Annotated in this window: 19 protein-coding genes (1 of these 19 only partly in view); 12 read left to right on the top strand and 7 right to left on the bottom strand. The window is 67.7% G+C overall.

The features are described 5' to 3' along the window. Positions 1-227: 227 nt before the first annotated feature. Positions 228-1118, bottom strand: coding sequence for an alpha/beta fold hydrolase (locus ACIA5H_RS03765; protein WP_379252059.1), 891 nt, complete (start codon positions 1116-1118; stop codon positions 228-230). Between the two features lie 62 nt (positions 1119-1180). Here ACIA5H_RS03765 and ACIA5H_RS03760 point away from each other — a divergent pair, with 62 nt between their 5' ends. From ACIA5H_RS03760 to ACIA5H_RS03750, 3 genes are read left to right on the top strand one after another with little or no spacing between them, the layout of a single operon-like run. Beyond that, positions 1181-1957 (top strand): exodeoxyribonuclease III, encoded by a 777-nt coding sequence (locus tag ACIA5H_RS03760; RefSeq protein ID WP_397073721.1) that lies wholly within the window; start codon positions 1181-1183, stop codon positions 1955-1957. Beyond that, on the top strand, positions 1954-2448 hold the full coding sequence (locus ACIA5H_RS03755) for a ribonuclease domain-containing protein (protein WP_397073719.1): 495 nt from the start codon (positions 1954-1956) through the stop codon (positions 2446-2448). Before ACIA5H_RS03760 ends, ACIA5H_RS03755 begins: the two co-directional genes overlap by 4 nt. Next, positions 2448-2942, top strand: a complete 495-nt coding sequence (locus tag ACIA5H_RS03750) for a barstar family protein (protein ID WP_355079045.1) — start codon at positions 2448-2450, stop codon at positions 2940-2942. The genes ACIA5H_RS03755 and ACIA5H_RS03750 overlap by 1 nt, the downstream gene beginning before the upstream one ends. 9 nt (positions 2943-2951) lie before the next feature. On the opposite strand, the gene ACIA5H_RS03745 is transcribed toward ACIA5H_RS03750, so the two are convergent. Then, complete coding sequence (locus ACIA5H_RS03745; protein ID WP_379252065.1) at positions 2952-3587, bottom strand: TetR/AcrR family transcriptional regulator; 636 nt, start codon at positions 3585-3587, stop codon at positions 2952-2954. A gap of 102 nt (positions 3588-3689) precedes the next feature. On the opposite strand from ACIA5H_RS03745, the gene ACIA5H_RS03740 reads away from it, so the two are divergent. From ACIA5H_RS03740 to yhjD, 3 genes are all read left to right on the top strand, one after another. Next, the gene (locus ACIA5H_RS03740) at positions 3690-4658 is read left to right on the top strand and encodes an oxygenase MpaB family protein (RefSeq protein WP_397073716.1); all 969 of its coding nucleotides are present in this window, start codon (positions 3690-3692) and stop codon (positions 4656-4658) included. 21 nt (positions 4659-4679) lie between these two features. Next, entirely contained in the window at positions 4680-5711 is a 1032-nt protein-coding gene (gene trpS, locus ACIA5H_RS03735) for a tryptophan--tRNA ligase (RefSeq protein ID WP_397073714.1), read from the top strand. A 79-nt stretch (positions 5712-5790) separates the two neighbouring features. After that, positions 5791-6819 (top strand): inner membrane protein YhjD, encoded by a 1029-nt coding sequence (yhjD, locus tag ACIA5H_RS03730; protein WP_355079118.1) that lies wholly within the window; start codon positions 5791-5793, stop codon positions 6817-6819. A gap of 4 nt (positions 6820-6823) precedes the next feature. Here the strand turns inward: yhjD and ACIA5H_RS03725 are convergent, their stop codons facing one another. Then, positions 6824-8125, bottom strand: coding sequence for a D-alanyl-D-alanine carboxypeptidase family protein (locus ACIA5H_RS03725; protein WP_397073712.1), 1302 nt, complete (start codon positions 8123-8125; stop codon positions 6824-6826). A 120-nt stretch (positions 8126-8245) separates the two neighbouring features. Here ACIA5H_RS03725 and ACIA5H_RS03720 point away from each other — a divergent pair, with 120 nt between their 5' ends. Further along, on the top strand, positions 8246-9760 hold the full coding sequence (locus tag ACIA5H_RS03720; protein WP_379252068.1) for an MFS transporter: 1515 nt from the start codon (positions 8246-8248) through the stop codon (positions 9758-9760). After that, positions 9750-10361: a TetR family transcriptional regulator gene (locus ACIA5H_RS03715; protein WP_379252069.1), complete on the top strand. Its 612-nt coding sequence runs from the start codon at positions 9750-9752 to the stop codon at positions 10359-10361. The genes ACIA5H_RS03720 and ACIA5H_RS03715 overlap by 11 nt, the downstream gene beginning before the upstream one ends. A gap of 16 nt (positions 10362-10377) precedes the next feature. Here the strand turns inward: ACIA5H_RS03715 and ACIA5H_RS03710 are convergent, their stop codons facing one another. Together ACIA5H_RS03710 and ACIA5H_RS03705 are read right to left on the bottom strand one after the other, a co-directional pair. Beyond that, on the bottom strand, positions 10378-11274 hold the full coding sequence (locus ACIA5H_RS03710; RefSeq protein WP_397073710.1) for a phenylalanine 4-monooxygenase: 897 nt from the start codon (positions 11272-11274) through the stop codon (positions 10378-10380). Positions 11275-11402: 128 nt separating this feature from the next. Further along, positions 11403-11924, bottom strand: a complete 522-nt coding sequence (locus ACIA5H_RS03705; protein ID WP_397073708.1) for a DUF4396 domain-containing protein — start codon at positions 11922-11924, stop codon at positions 11403-11405. Between the two features lie 107 nt (positions 11925-12031). On the opposite strand from ACIA5H_RS03705, the gene ACIA5H_RS03700 reads away from it, so the two are divergent. Beyond that, a complete protein-coding gene (locus tag ACIA5H_RS03700; RefSeq protein ID WP_355079063.1) occupies positions 12032-12229 on the top strand; it encodes a type II toxin-antitoxin system VapB family antitoxin in 198 nt (65 codons plus the stop codon). Between the two features lie 15 nt (positions 12230-12244). Here ACIA5H_RS03700 and ACIA5H_RS03695 read toward each other — a convergent pair whose 3' ends face one another. Further along, entirely contained in the window at positions 12245-12544 is a 300-nt protein-coding gene (locus tag ACIA5H_RS03695) for a DUF6881 domain-containing protein (protein WP_355079065.1), read from the bottom strand. A gap of 214 nt (positions 12545-12758) precedes the next feature. On the opposite strand from ACIA5H_RS03695, the gene radC reads away from it, so the two are divergent. Genes radC through ACIA5H_RS03680 form a run of 3 tightly spaced genes read left to right on the top strand, consistent with a single transcriptional unit; the run spans position 12759 to position 15177 of the window. After that, positions 12759-13430, top strand: coding sequence for a DNA repair protein RadC (gene radC / locus ACIA5H_RS03690; protein WP_397073705.1), 672 nt, complete (start codon positions 12759-12761; stop codon positions 13428-13430). A gap of 38 nt (positions 13431-13468) precedes the next feature. Then, a complete protein-coding gene (locus ACIA5H_RS03685; RefSeq protein ID WP_379252181.1) occupies positions 13469-14155 on the top strand; it encodes a HEAT repeat domain-containing protein in 687 nt (228 codons plus the stop codon). Next, entirely contained in the window at positions 14149-15177 is a 1029-nt protein-coding gene (locus ACIA5H_RS03680; RefSeq protein WP_397073703.1) for a MerR family transcriptional regulator, read from the top strand. Before ACIA5H_RS03685 ends, ACIA5H_RS03680 begins: the two co-directional genes overlap by 7 nt. Positions 15178-15183: 6 nt before the next feature. Here ACIA5H_RS03680 and ACIA5H_RS03675 read toward each other — a convergent pair whose 3' ends face one another. Further along, positions 15184-22874, bottom strand: partial view of a LuxR C-terminal-related transcriptional regulator gene (locus tag ACIA5H_RS03675; protein WP_397073701.1) — the 3' portion only. It continues 36853 nt past the right edge of the window; the window shows 7691 of its 44544 coding nt (coding positions 36854-44544); its start codon lies off the right edge, out of view — the gene reads right to left on this strand; its stop codon occupies positions 15184-15186.

Raw genomic sequence — 22874 nt, 5'->3', positions numbered from 1 at the left:
ATAGAGCGGTCATCATCGCCCACCGTCGCCGCGTTCGGGCGTGTCGGAACGGGCACTCGGGAGGCCGCGTGCACTTGGTCCTGAACTCGAAAGCCGACGTGCTCAGCGCACCATAACTACGTCTTTCGAGCGAAGCGAGACCGAGCCATAAGAGGGCCGCGAACACCCAGCGCCGCAGGCGCTGGAAAGATCAACACAGCACACGCCGCGACGAAGTCGCGGCCGAACTACACAGCGCGTAGCCGAGTGCGGCTGGCGTAGACGTGTTCGGCGATGAGGGTGGCGATGCGGTCGGGCGCTTCCAGCATCGGCACGTGGCCGACGCCGTTGACCAGGATGCGGTCGGCGGATTCGGGCAGTTCCTTCAGGTAGCGCCGCGCGTAGACGCGGTTGGGAATGACCCGGTCGTACTCCGACAGCAGCAGCCGGACCGGCGTCCGCAGGGTGGACAGGTCGTCCTGTGCCGGCGCCCGCATCGCGCCGAGAATCATCGGCACCATCGCCGGGCAGTGCAGCGCGGCGGCGAGCGCGGCGGCGGCGTCGCGCCGGGAAACCGCGGAGGCCTGCTTGCTCAACGCGAGCAATGCGACCCGCTGAGCGAGTGGGTTGCCGATCACGAATCCGCCGATGCGCTTGCCGATTTCGACGAGCGGTATCAGGGAGAGGAATTTCAGGTTGACCCGCCATTGGGTCAGCGAGGGCGCATGCCAGCCGCCCGCGGGCGCGATCAGCGTCAGGGTGCGGGCACGTCCGCGGCGGGCGAGTTCGACGCCGACCAGTCCGCCGAGCGAGTTGCCCGCGATATGGCAAGTGCGCCAACCCAGTTCATCGAGCTGCTCGCAGATCCGGTCGGCCAGCGAACCCACGTCCACCGACGGGCCTCCGGTGGGCGCGCCGCCCCAGTGGCCCGCGAACGCGGGCGCGAACACCTCGCAGTGCGTCGACAGCCGCGCCGCCGTCTGCTCCCAGCAGTGCGGCGACATCATGAATCCGTGCAGCAACAGCAGGGGATCGCCGGATCCCACGTGCAATGCCTTGATCGGCTGGGGCTGTTTCGCCCGGGTGGATCCGCGCGCGGGGGCGGAGGAGGACTGGGAGGTGTCGGACGACATCGTCATCACCCCTTCCTGGACGGCAGTGTCCAAGGGACTTCATCTGACCAGCATTGTACGGTCATGGTGTGCCGTATATCTCGACAGTGAACGTGAACGGTGTCCGCGCGGCCGCGGGCAAGGGGCTGCTCGCCTGGCTCGCGGCCACCGAGGCGGACATCGTCTGCGTGCAGGAGACTCGCGCCACCGACGAGCAGGTCCGGGCCGCGCTGGCGCCCGCGCTGGACGCGGGATGGCAGCTGTCGCACGCCGAACCGAAGTCCAAGGGCCGCGCCGGTGTCGGCATCCTGTCCCGGCGGGCGCCCAGCGCCGTGCGAGTCGGCTTCGGCAGCAGTGAGTTCGCGGCGGCGGGCCGCTATCTCGAAGCCGATTTCGACGATGTCACCGTGGCCAGCGTCTACGTGCACTCCGGTGACGCGGGCACGGTGCGTCAAGACGAGAAGTATCGCTTCATGGCCGAACTCGGCGCCTACCTCGCCGCGCGAACCGGTGATTTCGTGGTCGCCGGGGACTGGAACATCGCCCACACCGAGCGTGATCTGAAGAACTGGAAGGGCAATCTGAAGTCGGCCGGGTTCCTGCCGCAGGAGCGGGCGTGGATCGATGAGCTGCTGGCCGCGGGGTACGTCGACGTGGTGCGGCAGTTGCACCCGGCGGGCGACGGTCCCTACAGCTGGTGGTCCTACCGGGGCCGCGCGTTCGACAACGACAGCGGCTGGCGCATCGACTACCACCTCGCCCGAGGAGAGCTGGCCACCCGAGCCAAGGACGCGGTGGTCGAGCGCGCCGCTACCTATGATCAACGCTGGTCGGACCACGCGCCCGTCACGGTGCAGTACCGATGAACCGGGCGCGACTGATCAAGCGCGGTGTCGGCCTGCTGGTCGCGGTGGCCCTGGTGGTGCTCGCCGCGGTGCTCGCGCTGTACGACGGTGGCGCTACCACCACATCCACCCCGGCGAGTCGCGCGACCACCGCCGCGATGAGCACGGTCACCCCGACCGGCGCGGCGCCGCGCGGTGCGGACAGCGCGTCGCCGGTCACCCAGGCGTCCGGTGTCCCGGAACGCGCGTACGCCACGCTGAGAGAGATCGACGCGGGCCAGTGGCCGGACTCGGCGAACGCACCCGGCACCAAAGGGGGCGAGCGATGGATGAATCGGGGTGGGGACCTGCCCGCGACCGACGGCTCCGGTAAGCCGATCATCTATCAGGAATGGGACGTCAATCCCAAGCAGTCCGGCCGATCCCGCGACGCCGAACGCATCGTCACCGGTAGCGACGGTTCGGCCTGGTACACCGGCGATCACTACAAGACCTTCACGAGGATGCGCTGATGACAAAGACCGTCACGCTGTCGCAGTTCCTTGCCCGCTCCGACGCCGACGACGCGCCGCCCGGCGCCGCACTCACCCCGCCGCGTGTCACGTTCGGCACGCTCGCGGTGGACGCCGCCGACTTCAGCGGGGTGCGAGACAAAGCGCCCTCGGGCTACCTGGTGCGTGAACTGCGCGGCGCGAAGATGACCACCACCGCGCGCCTGTTCGACGAGTTCGCCGCCGCGTTCCAGTTTCCGTACTACTTCGGGGAGAACAAGGACGCGTTCGACGAGTGCCTGCGTGATCTGGACGATTTCCTCGGCGAAGGGGCCGGATACGTTGCCGTGGTGCGCGACTCGGCCGGATTGCTCGCCGACGAGCCCGTCGAGCGTGACTGGTTCGCCGAGGCCATGCGCGATTGCGCGGCCTACTGGTCGCGGCGGGACGTACTCTTCCGGGTCGTCCTGCAAGGCGAAGCGCCCGATCTGGAGGACGTGTCCCTGCGGCTGTGACCAGGGCTGTTACCGCAGTTTGCCGGCCATGTCCTCGCCGAGCAGGACGAACACGTCGACTGTCTGCTCGATCAATTCGTCGCGCGTGAGATCCAGGTCGCCTTGGAGCCAGGCGGTCAGCGTCTGCACCAGCCCCCCGACCAGGTAGAGGGCCCGGAACTCGACCACCGCGGCCGGGCCGGAATCCGGGAGCCGGTAGAAGTCCGTGCCCTCGGTGGCCACCATCCGCGCGAACGTTCGCACCGTCTCGGTGGTGCGGGCGCGCAGTTCCGGCGTCGCCATACCCGCGATCAGGGCGGCTTTCGCCTTACGTGGGTCATCGGTGAGCAGGTGCACGCCCGCGGTGATCGCGGCGTGCGCGGTCGCGCGCGTGTCCGGCGCGGCGGTGCGCACGGCCGCGAGGATGGCCGCCGCCAGTTCCGCGGCGATCCCGTCGATCAGGGCGGTGAGCACGGCGTCGCGGCTGTCGAAGTTCTCGTAGTAGTACCGCTCGTTGAGACCCGCCCGCGCGCACAACCCCGACACGGTCAGTTTCCCCAGCCCCTCCGTGCCGATGATCTCCAGCGCGGCCTCCAGCAACGCCGCACGCCGCTGCGCCCGGCGCTCCTCGGCGGAGATGCCCCCGTAAGTCCGCTGCGCCGTCACCCTTCGATTCTTACAGGTCCGCTGAACACCGTGGTTGTCGCCCGATCGACCCGCGCGCCACATTCTGGCATGGAGTATTGCCAGAAAGGTAGGTTCTGGTGGATGCTATTGCCAGATGTGCTCGATGAGGAGGCGGCGATGTCCGAGCCCGGCTATTTCAGTGACCACTCGATGGTCCGGCGGGTGATGAGCAAGCGGGCGGTGGGACTGACCTACGGCTTGCGCGCGCTGGTGATCGGGGCGGTGCACCCGCTGCTCTTTGTCGGCACGGCGGAGAACACCGAGCACCGCATGACCCCCTACACCCGGCTCGCGCTGACCGGCCGCTTGTTCGAGGCGGTGTTCCTCGGTAGCAGAGCCGAGGCCGACCGCGCGCTGGCTTTCACCAGGAAACGGCACGTCAAGGTGCGTGGGACGCTGCCGGAGGACGCCGGTGACCAGCACCCGGCGGGGACGGGATACTCCGCGCTCGACCCGCACCTCATGTTCATGACCATGGCCTTCACGTTCGACTCGGCCGAGGTGATGTACGACCTGCTGGTGCGCACCATGACCGGCGGTGAGCGCGAAGGGCTCTACCAGGACTACGTGCGCTGGGGCGAGCTGTTCGGCATGCCCGCGGACGCGGCGCCCGCCAGTTATCCGGAGTTCCGTGCCTTCTTCGACGGCTACCTCGCCTCCGGCGAACTGTTCCTCACCGACGAGGCGCGGCTGGTCGGCTCCTACCTGGCCGGACAGCGCGTCCCCTACTCGCAGGGTGTGCCGTTACAGCAGGTCACCTCCGCGTTCTACCTGCTGGTGCAGGGCAGCCTGCCGACACGCATCCGCCGGATGTACGGGATGCGCTGGGGTATGGCGGAGGAGGTCGCCTACCAGGGACTGTCCCGAGCGGTCCGCACCGCGCACGTGTCGGTTCCGCTGGTGCCCCCGGTGCTGCGTGGCACGCTCGCCGGGCCGAGCGCGCCGGTCTACAAGATGCTGTCCAAGCGGGAACACGAACTGGTCAGCGGCGGACGGCCGAGCATGCCCGGGGTGGACCCGCGCAACTGGGTGCAGCGAAATTCGGCTTGAGCCGCATGCGAAAATCGGAGTATGTCGAGTCCTGCGCCCAGCCCGGCCGCCGAACGTAAACAGCGGGTTCTGTCCGGGATCCAGCCGACCAGCTCCTCGTTCCATCTAGGGAACTACCTTGGCGCGCTGCAGTACTGGGTGACCATGCAGGACGACTACGACGCGCTGTATTTCATCCCGAACATGCACGCGATCACGGTGCCGCAGGACCCCAAGGAACTGAAGCTCCGCACCAACGCCGCCGCCGCCCAGTTGCTCGCGCTGGGCATCGACCCCAAGAAGTCGACCCTGTTCGTGCAGAGCCAGGTACCCGAGCACGCGGAGCTGACCTGGGTGCTCAGCTGTCTCACCGGTTTCGGCGAGGCCAGCCGGATGACCCAGTTCAAGGACAAGTCGGTGAAGCAGGGCGCGGAGAACGCGACCGCAGGCCTGTTCACCTACCCGATCCTGATGGCCGCGGACATCCTGCTCTATCGCGCCCATCAGGTGCCCGTCGGCGAGGACCAGCGTCAGCACTTGGAACTGACCCGTAACCTGGCCCAGCGCTTCAACTCTCGGTTCAAGAAGACGTTCGTGGTGCCGGAGGCGCATATCGTCAAGGGCACGGCGAAGATCTACGACCTGCAGGACCCGACCGCGAAGATGAGCAAGTCGGCCTCCACCGACGCGGGTCTGATCAACCTGCTCGACGACCCGAAGGTCACCGCGAAGAAGGTGAAATCCGCGGTCACCGACACCGAACGCGAGATCCGCTACGACCCGGACCTCAAGCCGGGCGTCAGCAACCTGTTGGTGATCCTGAGTTCGCTGACCGGTGCGCCGATCGTCACCTTGGAAAAGGATTTCGAGGGTAAGGGTTACGGCGAGCTGAAAGCCGACGTGGCCGACGCGCTGGTCGAATTTGTCACGCCGTTGCAGGCCGAGGTGCAAGAGTACATGTCGGATCAGGGTGAACTCGACCGCGTACTCGCGGCCGGCGCCGAGCGTGCGCGAGAGATCGCGGGCAACACCCTCGCGCAGGTCTACGACCGGGTGGGCTTGCTGAGTCGCTAGGCGGCCGCTCGCCTGGGCGGTTGTCGCGCGCCCGACCGGGTACCACCGGTGTGAGGTCTCTCGGTCGAAGGGGCGAATGGTGCAGGTGATCGACAATGTCAAAGCCGGGATCCAACGCCGGATCCAGGCGCAGCCGTGGCTGGACCATCTGGTTCGCGCGGCGGGGCGCTATCAGCGGCAGCGGGGCGACTACTACGCGGCGGGCATCACGTATTTCACTGTGCTGTCGTTGTTTCCGCTGCTCATGATCGCTTTCGCGGTCGCGGGCGTGATCTTGTCCAGCAATCCCGATCTGCTCGGGGAGTTGCAGGCCAAGATCGTCGAGAACATTCCCGGCTCGTTCGGCACCCAGCTGAACGATTTGATCGAGCAGGCGGTCGACTCCCGGCGCACGGTCGGCGCGCTGGGCCTGATCACCGGCGTCTACAGCGGCCTCGGCTGGATGGCCAACCTGCGCGCCGCGCTCACCGAGCAATGGGACCAGAAGTCTCCGGACGGCAACTGGCTGATGACCAAGCTCTCCGATCTGGGTGCGCTGGTCGGTCTCGGCCTCGCGTTCACGGTCTCGCTGGGCTTGTCGGCCTTGGCGTCGAGTTCGCTCGGCAGTCAACTGCTGGACAATCTGGGCCTCGGCGATTTGCCGGGCGCGGACCTGCTGTTGTCGCTGTTGTCGATCGCGCTCGGGTTCCTCGCCTCCTGGGCGGTGTTCGCCTGGGTCATCGCGCGGTTGCCCCGGGAACCGGTGACGCTGGCCAGTGCCGCCAAGGCGGCCGGTCTGGCCGCGCTGGTCTTCGAGGTGTTCAAGATCGTCGCCTCGATCTACCTGCAATCGGTGCTCAGCAGTCCGGCGGGCGCCACCTTCGGCTCGATCATCGGTCTGATGGTGTTCAGTTACGTCACCTACCGCATCGTCCTGTTCGCCACGGCCTGGGCCGCCACCGCCGCGGAGAACGAGCCGGAAGCCGAGATTCCCGCCCCCGGCCCGGCCGTGATCGCGCCGCGGGTCGGTGCGCGTGACGTCTCGATGGGGGTGGGCGCCGCCTTCTTCGGCGCGGGTGCGCTTGCCGCCCTGACTCTTTCCGGATTACGCAGGTCGGACCGGCGGTGATCGATCAGCGTCGCCGGGTGGCCCGCCGTGCCCCTAGGACGAGCGCGGCGATCACGAGGACACCGCCGATGATCAGTACGGTGCGCGCGCCGGTGCGGCGATCTCCGGTGTGTGGCATGGCGGACGGGTCGCTGCCCGGCGACGAGGACATCGCCGGGTCGTTTCCCGATGTGGGCGGCGCGGCGAGGGTGGCTCCGCTCTGGTCGCGCTGGGGTACCACCGCGCCGGGCAGATTGCCGATCGAGGCGCCGCGGGGCAGCGCGAATCCGTAGTCGAGCAGGCGGGCCGCCTGCTCCCACGGGCGCACCGGCTGCACGTCGGCTTTGAGGAGAGTGACGGCGAGCCTGCGGCCGCCCCGCTGGGCGGCGGCGACGAAGGTCTGGCGCGCGTCATCGGTGAAGCCGGTCTTGCCGCCGAGGGCGCCGTCGTAGTTGTAGAGCAGCTGGTTGTCGTTGCCGATCGGGTAGCCGGGGCGGTCGGTGTCGCCCGGAACGGCAGGGTCGGCGGGGTAGCCGGGGAAGTCGACCTGCTCGGTGTGGATCAGCTCGGCGAACAGCGGAACTGTCATGGCCTCGCGGAACAGCACGGCGAGGTCGTAGGCCGAGGTGCTCATGCCGGGGCCGTCCAGCCCGGACGGAGTGGCCGTGCGAGTATCCATGGCGCGCAACGACTTCGCCAGGTCGTTCATCTTCGCGACGGTCGCGGCGTCGCCGCCGAGCTGCGCCGCGATGGCATGCGCCGCGTCGTTGCCCGAAGCCATGATCAACGCCTGCATGAGCTGCCGGTTGGTGTAACGTCCGCCGGGGCCGATGCCGACCCGGGTGCCGTCGGCGTCGGCGTCGGCCTGCGTGCCGACGACCACCTTGTCGAGATTCAGCGTGCGCAGCGCCAGGGTGGCCAGCAGCACCTTGATCGTGCTCGCGGGCCGGTAGCGACCGTGCGGGTCCTTCGCGGCCAGCACCTCTCCGGTATCCAGATCCGCCACCAGCCAGGCCGTCGCCGAAATGTCCTGCGGAGCGGGCGGCGCGGCTTTGGGAAGTACGACTCCGCACTCGCCGAGGCGGGTTCCCCCGATCGGCGGGGAAGGGATCGGCAGCGGCGTGGGGGTCGGCTGTCCGGGTGCGGGCACCTCGGAGGTGTCGATCGGTGCGGGCGGCGATGTCTTCTGCGGGCACCCGTCGGTGTTCGGGGTGGTGAACGGCGTGGTGGTGCTCGGCGCTGCGAGGGACGGCGCGGCCGTCGCTCCGATCACGGCGACGGCGAGCACGGCGCCTGAGCAGAGCAAGGCACGGCGAGTGATCTTCATCGCCGATGAGCCTAGCGAGCGGTCCGGTGATCGGGCAGTCCATCCCCGCGACGGTATTGACAGTATCTACTAAGTGAGAGCTACTATCAAAAAGATGTAGCTAGCATTTATGGAGGCGTCATGAAGAACGACTCGTCCCGTCGCTGGCTCGCCCTCGGCGCGCTGGCCGTGGCGATGCTGACGATCGGGCTCGATGTCACCGTGCTGACCGTGGCGCTGCCCACGCTCGCCGTCGACCTGAACGCGAATACCGCCGCGCTGCAATGGTTCAGCAGCGCCTACACGCTGGCGCTGGCCGCCGTGATGCTGCCCGCGGGCGCGCTCGGCGATCGCTACGGCCGCAAGAAGTTCCTGCTCGCCGCGCTGGTGCTGTTCGGCGTGGCGTCCATCGCGTGCGCCGTGGCCACCTCGCCCGGCGAACTCGTCGCGGCGCGCGTCGTGCTCGGCATCGCGGCCGCGGCGATGATGCCGCTGTCGATGTCGGTGCTGCCCGCGATGTTCCCCGAACCGGCCGAACTCCAGCGGGCGCTCACCATCTGGATCACCTCCACCGCGATCGGCCTACCGCTGGGCCCGATCGTGGGAGGTTGGTTGCTGCGGAACTTTTGGTGGGGTTCGGTGTTCCTGATCAACGTGCCGATGGTCGTGATCGGTGCGTGCGCCGTCGCCGCGTTGGTGCCCGAATCGCGCAGCGCGCAGCACTTCCGGATCGATCTGCCCGGTGTCGCGCTGTCCGCCGCGGGCATGCTCGGGCTCACCTACGGCTTCATCCGGATCGGCGAGAAAGGCTGGGGCGACGGCCCGGCCTGGGCGATCATCGCGGCCGGTGTGCTGCTGCTCGGCGCGTTCCTGCTCTGGCAGCGCAGGACCACGCATCCGCTGGTCGATCTCGGGCTCTTCGCCGCCGACGGGTTCCGCTGGGGGACCGCTTTCTCGATCGTGGTGAACTTCGCCATGTTCGGCATGTTCTTCACCGTTCCGCAGTACTTCCAAGCGGTGCTCGGCGTGGACGCGCTCGGCAGCGGCCTGCGATTGCTTCCGTTGATCGCCGGTTTGCTGGTCGGCAGCAGGCTGGTCGACAAAGCGCTGCCGAAACTGGGCGTGCGCGTGGTGGTGGCCGCCGGATTCGCGCTGCTGGCCGGCTCGCTGGCCCTGGGGGCGTTGACCACCGTGGACAGCGGTTACGGCTTCGCCGCCCTGTGGTTGACGCTGCTCGGCGCCGGTATGGGGCTGGTGATGCCCGCGGCCATGGGCATGGCGATGGGTGATCTGGATGCCGAGCGCTCCGGGTCCGGCTCCGCGCTGTTGCAGGCGCTGCGCCAGGCGGGCGGCACCATCGGCGTCGCGGTGCTCGGCACCGTGCTGTCCACTCGGTATCGGTCGGAACTGGGCGAGCTGAACCGCGAGCCGATCTCCGACGGCGTGAACGCGGGCGTCGCCACGGCGGGCAAGCTGGGCGATCCGTCGATGCTGCACCAGGTGCAGGTGGCCTTCCTCGGCGGCATGGGCGCGATGCTGTGGGCCTGCGCCGCGCTCTGCGTGCTGGCGGCGGTGCTCACGGCGACCTTGGTGCGCACGCGGCAACCCGCACGGGCGCCGGAGCCGGGTGCGGCAGAATCGATCCATGTCGGTTGAGCTACCCGCGAGCGGGACGGCGCAGGGTCTGCGCGAGCGGAAGAAGGAACGGACCCGCCGGACGATTCGCCTCGAGGCCTTCCGGCTGTTCCGCGAGCAGGGTTACAACGAGACGACGATCGAACAGATCGCCGCTGCCGCCGATGTCTCGCCCAGCACCTTCTTCCGCTACTTCCCGACCAAGGAACAGCTGGTGCTCGCCGACGACCTCGATCCGCCGATGATCGAGGCGTTGCGGCGTCAGCCGCGCGACATCGGGCCGATGGCGGCCTTCCGCGACGCGATGCTCGAGGTCTTCGGCAATCTGTCCGACGCCGAGCTGGCGTTCGAGCAGGAGCGACAGGCGCTGCTCTATCACGTGCCGGAGCTGCGGTCGGCCATCGGCTTGGAGATCATCCGCAGCATCGATCTCATCGCGGGCCTGCTGGCCGATCATCTCGGCCGGTCCGCCGACGACTTCGAGGTGCGGGTGGCGGCGGGCGCGATGGCGGGCGCGGCTCTGGGCATGGCGACGATGACGCCCTTGAACGTGGAGAACCTCACCCGCACATTGGATTTCCTGGACGCGGGCATGCCCCTCGTTCCGAAGCGCGAGTCCTGAAGTACCGGCCGTACTGTTACGCGCGTGCCGGACTGGCCTGCCGCAAACGGTCGGGCGTGTCGTCGTCCATGGTCGCGAAGAAGCCGCCGATCACGTCCTCGATCTCGGCGATCGAGTCCGCGCAGTAGAGAGTCGGCTGATAGTGGGTGATGTCGTAGGTCGCGGTACCCATCCGGGCGACGTCGAGTGGGCGTAGTTCGGCGTGCCGGAACTCCTCGATCTCGCCGTAGGACGACAGCAGGCCCGCGCCGTAGCACCGAATCTCGCCGCGCTCCCGGACGACGCCGAATTCCATCGAGAACCAGAAGACGTCGGCAAGGAATTTCAACGCGCGATCGGTGCTCAGGCGCGCCACCGCCGCGCCGACGGTCGCGTAGATCGCCGCGAAGCGCGGGCTGGCGATCTGGGTGGCATGCCCGATGATCTCGTGGACGGCATCCGGCTCCGGGGTGTACAACGGTGCGGAATGATGCCGGATGTACTGCGTGGAGTGGAAGATCCGATCGGCGAAGGAGCCGAAGAACTGTCGCAGCGGCACCAGTCCGGCGGCCGGTGCGTACCGGAATCCGGTCAGCGGGGCGAGTGCCGCGGACACCTCGTCCAATTGCGGGATGTGATCGGTGGGCAACGACAGCGCTTCGGCGGCCGTCAGCACCTCCGCGCTGGCATAGGTGCGATGTTTGCGCGCGAGTTCGGCCGACACGATCCGCCACACCTGCTGCTCCTCGTCGGTGTAGGCGATGTGGGGTGTCGGCTTTCCCGGTGCGTGGTCCAGTGCCAGCGCGGCGATGGCATTGCGCCGGGCCCGATATTCCGGATCGTGCACACCGGGGTGCTCATCGCTCAGGTGCACGGTCACGTCGCCGTCGCCGGTGCGGGTCACCGGCGAGTACAACTGCGCCTCGCTGAACATGACTCGATGCAAGCACCGTAGGAACCCGCCGACAACAAAAGCCCGTCCAGCTGAGCAATCTGCCTAGCTGAACGGGCTTTCCCGGGGCCATCCTGGCAACCGAAGGCGGGGATCGGACGGCGTGCTGATCAGTGCGCGCCGTGCAACGAATGCACCACCGCGTGGCCTTTACCGCGTCCGATCATCCACTTGTTGACCGGCGTGGTCAGCGCGAAGGCCACCGCCAAGGAGAAGGCGAGGGTGGTCCAGAACAGCACCGTGTCCAGGTGGGCGTCCATCGCGCCGGGAACGGCGAGGATCACGGCGTTGTCCACGATCTCCATCACCGTGATGGACACCGTGTCGGCGGCAAGCGCGGTGCCGACGGCCGCCGCCAACGGCAGGCCCGCGCGCAGCACGCCACGCATGGTCAACGCATAGCCGAACACGAACGCCAGCACGATGGCCAGCACCATCGTCGAGGTGTTGTTCCAGCCCAGCGCGGTGCCGATCACCATGCCGAGGATTTCGCCGATGGCGCAGCCGGTGAGGCAGTGCAGGGTCGCCATCGCCGCCATCCGCCAGGTAGCGGGACCGTGGTGCGCGCTGTGTTGTTCGGCGGGTGCGGCGTGCGAGACGTGTTCGGCCGACGGGTGGTGCCTGTGTTCCATGACTGGAACTATACCCCCGTAGGGTATTTGCGCAAGGCCGAGTTCGCGATTTGCCGGACATGAACGGGCGTTATGCCGCAAGATGGCGAAAGTATGAAGGAGGGCGCATGAAATCCGTGCGGATCGATCTCGACCAGGACCTGCTCGCCGCGGCCGCCGCCATCATGGGCACGTCGACCAGTGACGCCACCGTCAACGAGGCCTTGCGCCGGATCGTCGTGCACGAGCGCCAGCTGCACAATCTGCAGCGGCTCGCCGCGAAGATGTTCGTCGGGCTACCGGACGTCGCGGTGGTGGACCGCTAGGCCTTCTGGAACCGGCTATCTGGGAGAAGTGGGCCGCCGCTCCTCGAGAGCGCGCTGCCAGACCTCGTCGAACTCCCTGGCGTCGATCTGGAGTGCGGTGAACTCGGTCTCGGCGTTCAGTTCGTCCGGCGTGGGAACCGGGATCTGCCCGAGTTCGGTGGTGCCTGTGCCGCGACCGGAATCGGCCCAGTCGCGGTGGCCGTCCCGGAACACCTCGACCTTGCGCACCTCGAAACCGTCGTCGCCGATCTCGCTGAACAGCTCCACCGGCTCGTCGTCGAAATCGTGGTGCCATTGCGCCTTCAGGTACCACATCGCGCATCAACTCCCCAGTTCGTGACCGACTCGGTTGCCGAACCGCATATCAGCCAGCATATGGGTGTCGCGGGTCGGCGTCCCGCTGCTGAGCTGACGGGGTGGTCGGCCGAGTTTCCCTCGAGGTGAGTGGTCGCGGTCGAGTGCTGGCCGGAGTGTCGGTGGCCCCTGGCAGAATCCCGGGCACTGTTGGCGTGACCGAGGGGTGGGAGTCATGGCGGTCTCTCTAGTCGACGTGCCGGTGACGCAGCGGCCGCGTGAACGGTTGCTGGCGCTCGGGCCGCACGCGCTGAGCGACGCGGAGCTGCTCGCATTGCTGCTACGCCAGGGCAGGCGCGGTGCGAGCGCGCTGGACCTGGCGGTGGAGTTGCTGGTGGAGCACGGCGGTGTCGCCGGGCTGGCGTCCGCGCGGCCGGAGGAGTTGTCGCGCCGGGCGGGCATCGGCGTCGCGAAGGCCGCCGCGATCATCGCCGCCTTCCACCTCGGCGCACGAGCACGTGGCAGGCCGGACACGTCGATCCGGCTCACCAGCCCCGCCGACGTGGCCGCCGCCGCCCTCCCGCTGTTCGCGGGCGCCAGGGTGGAGCGTCTTCTCGTCCTGATCTGCGACGCCCGGAATCGTCTCCGTCAGAAAGTCTTCGTCGCCGAAGGCGCTGTCGACCAGGTCGCCGTCCCCGTCCGGGAAATCCTGAACACCGTCCTGCGCCACGACGGCCGAGCCTTCGCCATTGTGCACAACCACCCTTCCGGCGACCCCGCCCCCAGCCCCGACGACCGCCACACCACGACCCTGCTCACCGAAGCCGCCCACACCGTAGGCCTCCGCTTCCTCGACCACGTGGTGATCGCGGGGGAGAGGTGGACGAGCGCACCGAAGTTCGCTTGACCTTCTCACTGTGTGAAGGCTTTCACTGGCTGTCGGAGGTGGTCCCCATCAATTCGACACACAGGAATACACAGCACACCCGGCTGCTCGACGCTTTGGCGGCGGCGAACTCCTCGACGCGGCTCGAGGCGGCACTGGCAGCGGGCACTCATCCCGATCCCGGGTTCATCGATGCGCTGGTAGAGCGGTGCGCGATCGAGCCGGACTTCTTCGTGCGCGACATGCTCACGTGGGCGCTCACCCGTCTTCCGTCGGAGCTCACGGTTCCGAAGCTCCGCGCGGAACTCCGTTCCGAGCGCGCTCAGGCTCGCAGCCAAGCGCTGCACACGCTGTCCAAGATCGGTGACCCGACCGCGTGGTCGGCGATCACGCGGTCGTTGTTGCACGATGCCGACGACGAGGTCGCGCGGAGTGCCTGGCGCGCGGCCGCCGTCCTCGTGCCCGACGGTCGGCAAGAATGGCTGGGCGCCGAATTGGCCATGCAATTCGGCCGGGGAGACCGGGAGGTACGGTTGAGCCTGAGCCGCGCCCTCGTCGCGCTCGGTGAGGTGGTCGAGCCGGTCCTGCGGACGGCGATGGCAAGTCCGGACCCGACGGTGAGGGCGCATGCGCGCGCCACTGAGCGGCTCCTGCTCGACCCGGATGCCGGATTCGACCTCGCGGTCGATGCGGCGAGACGGGTCGTCGCGCTCGGCCCGGACCAGGAGGAGACAACTGCGTGCTGATCGGTGAGGTGGCGCGCCGCTCGGGGGTGAGTGCCCGCATGCTCCGGCATTACGACTCCCTCGGGCTGGTGCGACCGACCGGCCGCACCGTAGGCGGCTACCGGGAGTACTCCCCGGAGGACATCCGGCGGATCTTCCACGTGGAGGGGCTGCGGTCGCTGGGACTGTCGCTGAGCCAAATCGCACGCGCTCTCGACGAAGCCGCATTCACTCCGTCCACCCTGGTCGGCGAGCTCATCCGGAAGACGGAAGAACGACTGAAACGGGAGCGGGAACTCCTCGAGCGACTGCGCAGGGTCGACGCGGCCGAGCCCTCCGGCTGGCAGGACGTCCTGCGCATCGTCGAACTCCTGCACGGACTCGGTTCGCACAATGCTGCCCGACGGCAGCAGGCTGTACTGGCCCCGCCGGAGGACGTGTCGATGCCCGCCGAGCTGCTCGCCGAGGCGGTCCTCACCGAATCGGATCCATATGTGGCCGGGGCACTGCGGTGGGCTCTCGCGCGAGCGGGCGGTGACGGCGTGGCGAGCGTGGCATCCGGCATGGGCTCCGACAACGTCGACGTCCGGCGGCGCGCGGTCCTGGCGCTCGCCGAACTACCGGGTGACGAGGCGACCTCAGTTCTCACGGTCGCGCTGGATGACGCGGACGCGACGGTCCGCAGACACGCTGCTCTCGCCTTGGGTGCGCGCGGCGTCACCCGGGCCGTGCCCGCGCTCATCGGCACGGTGGTCGAGGGCCCGAACGATGTCGAGGCGGCCGAACTCTTGGGAACGCTGGCGCAGGACGCGGAGTGGGCGGATCGGATCATGAGTGCGCTGGCCGAACAGCTCACCGCATATGCGGCGGACTCGGCGGTGCGAATCCGACTGACCCAGGCGCTCGCTGAAATGCCGGGGACCATCGCGCTGGATACCCTGCGGCAACTGTCCTGCGATGAGGATCGCGCCGTGGCGGCCATAGCGTCGGCCCTCGTGGAAACGCTCGTAGCACGACCGGGCGAGGAGCCGGGGCAACCCTGACCGCTCTCACGGTGTGGTGTGGCCGATCCAGTGGAATCCCTTCAAGAAGTCGGCCGCGTGCATTCCCCTCGGCAGGTGGCGGTCGATTTCGGCGAGGGTGGGGTAGCGGTCGTTCGGTGAGGCGTCGTTCGGTGGGTAATCCAGTTCGTCGAGGAGTTGTCGCAACTCCCGGGTGATCACAGCGTCCGGTTCCAAGGCGAGATCCGCACGGATGCGGCTGCTCAGCGCCCGCATGCCTGCGGCGAGATGGTCGGGATCGGTGACGCCGTTCCAGTCGAGGTCGTGCCTGATCGCGGCGCGAGCCCCGCGGCGACCGTGCACCGTGAAGGTCACATCTTCCACCTCGGACCGACGGAGGTAAGCGCGGAGTGGGGAGACGACCTGGTCACCGGCTCTGGTGTTGGCTTGCCACGGTTCTATCCACAGCTTGTCGAATCGTGCGGTGAGCCAGCCGTTTTCGTCGAACTCGATGGAGAGATCCAGATCGCCCGCCTCGGTCGGATTCTCGCCACGGCTGACGAACACGCCGCGGATCCGTATCCCGGAGATGGACTCGTCGTCGGTGCGCAGATAGTTGACACGGGTCAGCCGGAGCTCGAGCTCGAGGCCGTACTCCCGTTGCAGGCCGGACAATCTCGGTAGCAACTCGCTTTCGGCCGGGGGTTCGGCGAGCAGATCCGGTATGGCCGGCACCTCCGACAGATTCGGGTCCGGTGCGACGGTGGTCCGCCGAGTCGAGTGCGTTGTGGTGTCGAGACCGGTGCTGGGCAGGTCGGGGCGGGGCCGGCTCGGGTCGGCTGCATGCAGCATGAGGTCGCGGACCTGCTGATAGGTCAGTCGCGTCCCCCGTGACGGCCACTGCCCGGTCGTCTCGGCGTAGCTCCACAGGGCGAGGTAGTCGGAGTAGAAGCGACGTGTCAGGGGGCCGGCTGTGGCGGGGTCGATGCTGATCTTGCGCACGAAGTATCGGGAGTCGGTGTACAGCGAGTCGAGGGCGGCCATGGCGCGCAGCCGCCGGAACTCCCGAACTCCGGATTCACCGTGCTGGTCGCGAATTTCGTCCTCCACCATGATCGTCACCCGGGCCAGGGCCTCCGGCGGCCATGAGTTCCAGAAGACGGTGACGTAGTCCCACAACCGGTGCCGGACGCCGGTGAGATTCCAGTTGTCGAGGCGTACTTCGCCGTCGGGCCGGACCCACAGGTTGCGGAAGGTGGCGTTGCCGTGGCTCAGCCCGGCCGTCCAGGTGGTGTCGCCCGGCACCCAGATCTCGTGCGGCAGCGGTACTCGCATGCTGTGCAGGAACGGATGAGATTGTTCCTGCTTGATCCGCTGCATGCTCAGGTACAGCTGTTCCTGGTCGGCTACGGTGCGGACCGACAGATCGTCGGGCAGTTCGACCGCCTGCAACCGCCGCAACTGTCGGAGCAGGGCGCGCAAAGTCCGTGGCCAGTCCGGGTCACCGGTCGTGGGGACGCGGCCGGGGCCCATTTCGCGGAACGAGTAGTCGTCGGAGTGGGCCATCGTCGTCGGTACGTCGACACCTGCCTCCCGGGCCAGACCTTCCGCGCGTTCGTCGTCCAGGGCGACCTGGTCGACGAGCCGGTCTCCGGCGAGCAGTTTCGGATGCGTGGGATTGGCGGCCAGATCCTTGTCTCCAGGCGTGGCGACGATGCGCCGCACCTTCACCGGATTTCCGCCGCCGTCGGTGACGCACCAGACCTCCGTGTAATGGCCGGCGACATCGGGGGAATTCGTCACGACGGTGATCAGCATGCGGGCCGCATCGTCGAGTTCCAAGCCGCCGTCGTGGACCGGTTCGGCGATGTCGAGCAGGTAATCGGTGCCCTGCGGGCGGCGCAGCGCAGGGCGGAATGTGATCGGGGTGGTCGGCAGCGCTGGATCGGTGAGGTCCTTGTACGCCCACCGCCGGGCGAACCACGCACTCGGCCCGGCCTGACCGCCGGGCTCGGCGACCCAGCTGTAACCGCACCGCGCAGCTCGGACGCCGTCTTTGCGCGAAACCTCGACCTCGATCGCATCGGCGCCCATCCGCCGGGCCAGGTCTTCGGCCGGTCCGAGGAGGTACGGGCCGCCGTAGTCGGCGGCGAGGCGATCGAGGTCGGCGCCGATCGGTTCCGGACGTGCGGTGACTCGTCCGTACTCGTCGAGGTCGAAACGCACGGTGATTTCGCCGTATTCGCGGGTGCCGTCCATCAGCACGGTGCGCAGCCGAATGCGGCTCACCACGCCCGGGTCAGCGTCATCGACTGGCTCGTATTCCGCCGCGAGAGCTTCCAGCCTGGCAGGTCCGTCGGTACACCGCAGGGTGGCGATGGCTTCGGACAGGCCGGCCTCCGCTGCGGCGCTGTCGTGTCCGATCGTGGCAGGCTGCAGCAACTCGCGCACCGATAGGCGCGGCAGCCGGGACGTGTCCGGGTCCGTCGCCTGGGTAGCCGGTTCGACGGCTGCCGATCGGTCGGCAGCCGAATCCGTCGCCGTGAGGTGGTTTTCGCGTTGCCGTACGAATTGGCGAGACCATCGCTGCAAGAGGCTACGCACCTGGGGCTCATCCGGTGCCCGTCGACCCGCGGCCGCGAACACGACCTTCAGGTTGCGGTGCAACGCATCCGTCGCGTCGGCGAGGAAACTCGGGTCGCGGGCGATCAGCAGCGGCAACCGGAAGCTATCTCCGGCAACGGATTTCCATGCTTCCAGCACCAGATATCGGTCGAAGTCCGCAGCAGCGTCCGCGCCGTGGTCGCGCCGCAGCCGCGCCCGGCACCAGTTCATGACCTTGTTCCGGACGGTGGGGGTAGGCCACGGGTTCCTTGTCGCGAACGCCACGTAATCCCACACCGGCGATCCCGGCTGGGTCAGTTCCAGGTCGAGCAGCCCGGCCCCATCGGGGCCCAGCTTCATATTGAGGAAGGTCGGATCGCCGTGCAGTACACCGAGCTGGATATCGTCGTCCGTTGCGGGCCGCACGGCGAAGATCTCGTACAGGCCGGGCAGACCCAGTTCGCCGTGCAGCCGATCATCGGTGTCGAACTCCAGGGGGATCCGTGCCACCTCGCGAACCAGTCGCTGCTCCCATTCGACGCGGGTGGTGGGTACTTGTTGCTCGGGTTCGGCCTCGGCCCAGTGCTCGGCGTGCAGGGCGTGCAGGCGATCGAGCGCCGGGAACAGGGCCTCCGCGACGTCTTGCCACGGATCATCCGGTGTGGGGTGTTCCCCGTCGAGGTACTCATGGAACAGGTAATGCTCGGGATAGGACTCCTGGGCACCGACGTGATACAGCGCCGGTACCCGGACACCGGCCTTCCGGCATAACTGGACCGCGGCGGATTCCCCGAACGTGAGGCCGATCCGGGGATCGAAATTGGGATTCGGCGTATTGATCGACGCCCGGATGACAACCTTCCGGCCGTTCAGCTCGAAGATCCACACCCCGTGATGATTCCCGGCGAAGTGGGCTCGATTGCGGAACAGCGTCGTGAGAAGTTCGATGTCGGTTCCGGTCAATGCGGGATCCTCGGTCTCGGCACCGAGGGACGCCATCCGGGCTGTCGGTCGCGGAGCCGCACCGGGGAGTGGATCGGAAACGTCCGTGGACGCACCGTCCAGCACGCCCCACCACCGGCGGTCCTGCGGCCAGTGCTGTGATGACGGCTCGAGATACGCGGCCAGCTCCGTGAAGGTCGGTCGTGCCTCGGCGGGCCGGTCGAACCGGTCGAGCATCGGGTCGGCGATGAGTTCCCGCGGGTCGGTGCTCAGCAGGTGCGCCGTGCTCTCCCGCGATTCGGCCAGATGGTCCGGATCGGAATCCAGCCGAAGACCGTGCTGTGCCGCAATTGTGAAGCCGGTGGGGCCGTTGACGGGCACGATGACCCGGCCATCCGTGCCGACACACTGGCGCAGTTGCGGAACGAAGTGCTGCGCCAAGTGTCCGCCCGCGAAGGCCGGGTCGACCACCAGGTGGTCGAAAGTCACCGTGATCCGGTCATTTTCGTCTTGGCGAACATGGAAACGCATATCGCCCGCTTCATCGATGCCCGGTAGGCCCTCGGCGGCTCCGCCCTGGCTGACATGGAAACGCATGTCGCCCGATTCGCCGACGCGCCACGTGCCCCCGGCGACAATGGTGGCTGATACGGTCAAGCACCGATTCCCGGCGTTGTCGGTGTACCGTGCGGCGGTCGGTGTCACGGCGTAGTCGCGAGGACCGTACCGTCGATCCAGCAGACCGTTCACGACAGCCAGGAGTTCGGTGTCGCCTACGACCTCGGCGGCCGGCAGAACCGGATGCGGACGTGCCGTGGGCGCGACAGCCTCCGGACGTTCCGTGGATGATGGTGCCCGCCGGCTCGGCTGCGCCGCAGGCTCATTCGGCAGCGGCGGCAGCCCCTGCCTCCTGCACACCTCGTTCACTGCTTCCAGCATCAGCGTGCGAACGACATTCGGCGACTCCGGCTCCCATCCGCGCAGGCGGCACAGCCGTCGATAGTCGGAGTAGAACCGTCCGGTGAGCCGGTCGGCCTTGCCGGCATCCTCCGCGATCTGCTGGACGAAATTGCGCGAATCGGCGTAGAGCGAGTCGAGGCAACCCATTGTCAGCAGCCGATCCAGTTCCGCTTCGGCGCCCGGTCCGACCAGCCCGTTGGCCTCGAGGTCGCGGACCTCGGTTCTGATCTTGTTCTCGACCTGTTCGGCGATCTCCGGCGGCCAGTTCGACCACAGCATCGTCACGTAATCCCACAGCGGGTGGGTGACGGCGGCATTGTCCCAATCGATCAGCGTCGCGGTGTCGTTCTCGTCGTCGATTCGCAGGTTGCTGAGCGTCATGTCGTTGTGATTGAGGCTCGGCCGCCAAATAGCGTCGTCGGTCTCCGGCGACCAGGCCTGATGCGGGGCGAGGCGGAACAGCCGATCCAGCCAGGGCGCGCGGCGACGGTAGTTGCGGCGCTGATGATCCAGGTAGAGGTGGAGGTGTTCGGTCACAGGGCGCACCTGCAGATGCGGGGGTAGCTGCACATTCAGCAGACGTCGCTTCACCTCGAACATCTTGTTCAAGTTCAACTCCCAGTTCGGATCATCCGGCTCCGGGGTGCGTCCGTCGGCATACTCCTCCACGTAGTAATCGCGCCACCGGTATACCCGTGCGGGAACATCGGTCACAGTTCCGGCAAGCTGCACGGCATCGGGTGCATCGAACGGAAGCCGATGGAACCAGCGGACATTCCGATACGACGGATCGGGGTTGCGGGTGAGGTCTTTTTCACCTGTGGTCGTCGGCAGTATCTGGTGCACGACTATCCGGTTGCCGTTGTCGTCTCGATAGCGCCACGCCCGCTTGTTGTTTCCCTCGTAGTCGGGTGCTCGGAGTCGGGCCCGCAGGATCTGCCTGGCGGCAACCTTCGAGTCCAGTGCGCCACGGCCTTCGCGTTCGATGTTGTCCAGCAACGTTTCCTGTGCGGGCGGGTCCGTGGAGATGGCTACGACCGGCCGGGCTTTCGGCTGGCTCCATTCGATATCCGCGGCAGTAGGTGCGTCGGCCATGTCGATGCACGCGGCCCACGGTGCGAGGATCTCCTCGAGCGGGACACCGGCGTCGACCAGCCCGGCATCCCACAGTTCCCTCAGCGTAGGGAGGTCACCTGCTCGCAACCTTCGGCCTATTTCTGCGACGCCGGGCGGGACGGTCGGCACGCGCTGTTCGAGGTCGTCTATGGCGTCGCACAAGGCCTCGCGGATTGCTTCTCTCTCACCGGGATGCTCCCTGTTCAAGTCGAATCCGGCCCGAGCCGCCGCTGGCCAGTCGCTGACCAACGCCGCCAGGAGCCGGTCCGCGCCCGCGTCACGAACGAAGTCGAGCACGAGAGGTTCGACATTCTGGCCGTCCAGGCCCCCGACGCAACTTGCGACCATCCGGCTGGAGGCATCCCAGGAAAAGGTGAAATAGACCTCGCCGCGGACGCGGGTGCCTTCCACGACCGCAGCCGTGACGACGGCCATGACGCTGTCCGAAGAGCCCAGCCACCGCAGCCTGACCGGCTCCAGCCGTCGCGGTCCGTCCCAGCGTTGGACGGCGGCCAGTGCCGCCGACTCGTCCACATCGTGGTGACCGGCACCGGGCTCCCTGCCAGCCGCGTGCAGCATCCGCCGCATCCACCGGCGTGGTTCCGTCGCGCGAGCCGGCGGAATCTCCCAGGCAGTCGCCGCGGCGGCGGACGTGTCCAGCAGTTCCAGCTCATATAGCGCCCATTCCGCCAGCAGATCGTGCACCGCATTTTCGGAGATGGGGTCCTGCCCGGCGGCGCGGCGAACGAGGGCGACGTTCCGGTAGAAGTCCGGAAGTACCTCCTCGATGGTCGCGAACCCGGTGGCGATCTTCTTGGGCAGCCGGTAGGCGTCGCCGATGATCGACTTGCGTGCCTCCAGCAGCACGTAGCGCTCGAAGTCCGCAACCAGTTCGTCACCGACATCGTCTCCGTATCGGTATTGCAGAATCGTGCGGATTTCGGAGTGCACGGCACGTCGTTCGGCATCGTCGAGCCAGTCGTTCACGAGGTAGTACCGGGCCCAATCCCACGCGATGGGGGCGTATTGCGCGAGTTTCGAATCGGTGAACCCGATGCGGCCGTCGGCGCCGCGCCGCATCTTGCGGCGGATCGGGTTGCCGTGCGTGAAGCCCATCAGCTCTTTGCCCTCGTTGATGAGCTTCGGCTGAAACGAGACGAAGAGCGGGACGCCGCCGATCAGTGTGTCCAGCCTGTGGTCGAAGTCGCCGTGCTCCAGGTCCAGCACCCGGCGATTTTGCTCCCGGTCCCAGTGATACTTCGTGTGGGGAGTGGAGGACAAGCTGTGTAGTCGAGACAACTCGAGGAAAACGTCCTCGGTCGTGCGGTCCCAACCCTCGTCCGGCCGGACTTCATCGCCCGCGATGTGCTCGTGAATCGTTACGCGGGTCTTGAAATCGAATGCCAGCGACGACGATTCGGAGTCATAGAGCAGCCGCGGGCCCCGCACCCCGGCCTGGTGGAACAGGTCCGACGCTTCCGCCGCCGGCGCGGCCAGCGAGTCCAGATCGAAGCCCAAACGCTCCGCCTCGTCCAGGTACACCCGGACCGTCACCATCGGTACCGAGGTCGCGCCCGGTCCGGCGGGCAGCGACAGATGCCAGACACCGCATTGGTTTTCGGATTCGTGCGGCGAGGTCACGCGGACCTGTTCCATCAACCCGAGCACCTGCTCACGAGTGAGTCGTCGATCCAGGCCCGAAGGGACGGGGTCGGCCGCGACCGCCGGTGGTGCACAGCGTTCGCTCAGCCACTGCGGCGCGTTCTCGACCGGTGCGAGGCCCGCGCGCGACAGCAGGTCGCGACCGTGCAGTTCCGCGGCGCCCGCGTTGTCGGCCACCTTCACCTGCAGCACATCGGCGCCGATGCCGCGCACGAAGTGCCGAACCAAGTCGAGGAACGACCCCCGTCCTGTGCCGCCCCGAGCGGACCGATACTCCGGTAGGAAGTCGCCGGCCGGGCCGGGCTCGACGTAAGCCGTGACGATTCCGGAGGCATCGAGCTCGAAAATTAGTTCTACATCGCCGAATTCGGCGCAATCGATCATCACGGCGGCGTGCATGCGGAGGCGTACCGCCCCCTCGCGGGCGGGGTCCGGCTCGTAGGCGGCGCCAGTCA

Origin of the sequence: Nocardia sp. NPDC051900 (assembly GCF_044452545.1) — a bacterium.
Classification (GTDB): domain Bacteria; phylum Actinomycetota; class Actinomycetes; order Mycobacteriales; family Mycobacteriaceae; genus Nocardia; species Nocardia sichangensis.
The sequence above is the reverse complement of the archived record's forward strand: the minus strand, read 5'-3'. Positions and strand labels throughout refer to the sequence as shown.

Excerpts from the sequence above, each read along its gene's own strand:
- ACIA5H_RS03765 (WP_379252059.1), bottom strand. The coding sequence starts at position 1,118 with ATGACGATGTCGTCCGACACCTCCCAGTCCTCCTCCGCCCCCGCGCGC.
- ACIA5H_RS03755 (WP_397073719.1), top strand. The coding sequence starts at position 1,954 with ATGAACCGGGCGCGACTGATCAAGCGCGGTGTCGGCCTGCTGGTCGCG.
- ACIA5H_RS03750 (WP_355079045.1), top strand. The coding sequence starts at position 2,448 with ATGACAAAGACCGTCACGCTGTCGCAGTTCCTTGCCCGCTCCGACGCC.
- ACIA5H_RS03740 (WP_397073716.1), top strand. The coding sequence starts at position 3,690 with ATGCTATTGCCAGATGTGCTCGATGAGGAGGCGGCGATGTCCGAGCCC.
- trpS (WP_397073714.1), top strand. The coding sequence starts at position 4,680 with ATGTCGAGTCCTGCGCCCAGCCCGGCCGCCGAACGTAAACAGCGGGTT.
- ACIA5H_RS03725 (WP_397073712.1), bottom strand. The coding sequence starts at position 8,125 with ATGAAGATCACTCGCCGTGCCTTGCTCTGCTCAGGCGCCGTGCTCGCC.
- ACIA5H_RS03720 (WP_379252068.1), top strand. The coding sequence starts at position 8,246 with ATGAAGAACGACTCGTCCCGTCGCTGGCTCGCCCTCGGCGCGCTGGCC.
- ACIA5H_RS03715 (WP_379252069.1), top strand. The coding sequence starts at position 9,750 with ATGTCGGTTGAGCTACCCGCGAGCGGGACGGCGCAGGGTCTGCGCGAG.
- ACIA5H_RS03710 (WP_397073710.1), bottom strand. The coding sequence starts at position 11,274 with ATGTTCAGCGAGGCGCAGTTGTACTCGCCGGTGACCCGCACCGGCGAC.
- ACIA5H_RS03705 (WP_397073708.1), bottom strand. The coding sequence starts at position 11,924 with ATGGAACACAGGCACCACCCGTCGGCCGAACACGTCTCGCACGCCGCA.
- ACIA5H_RS03700 (WP_355079063.1), top strand. The coding sequence starts at position 12,032 with ATGAAATCCGTGCGGATCGATCTCGACCAGGACCTGCTCGCCGCGGCC.
- ACIA5H_RS03695 (WP_355079065.1), bottom strand. The coding sequence starts at position 12,544 with ATGTGGTACCTGAAGGCGCAATGGCACCACGATTTCGACGACGAGCCG.
- radC (WP_397073705.1), top strand. The coding sequence starts at position 12,759 with ATGGCGGTCTCTCTAGTCGACGTGCCGGTGACGCAGCGGCCGCGTGAA.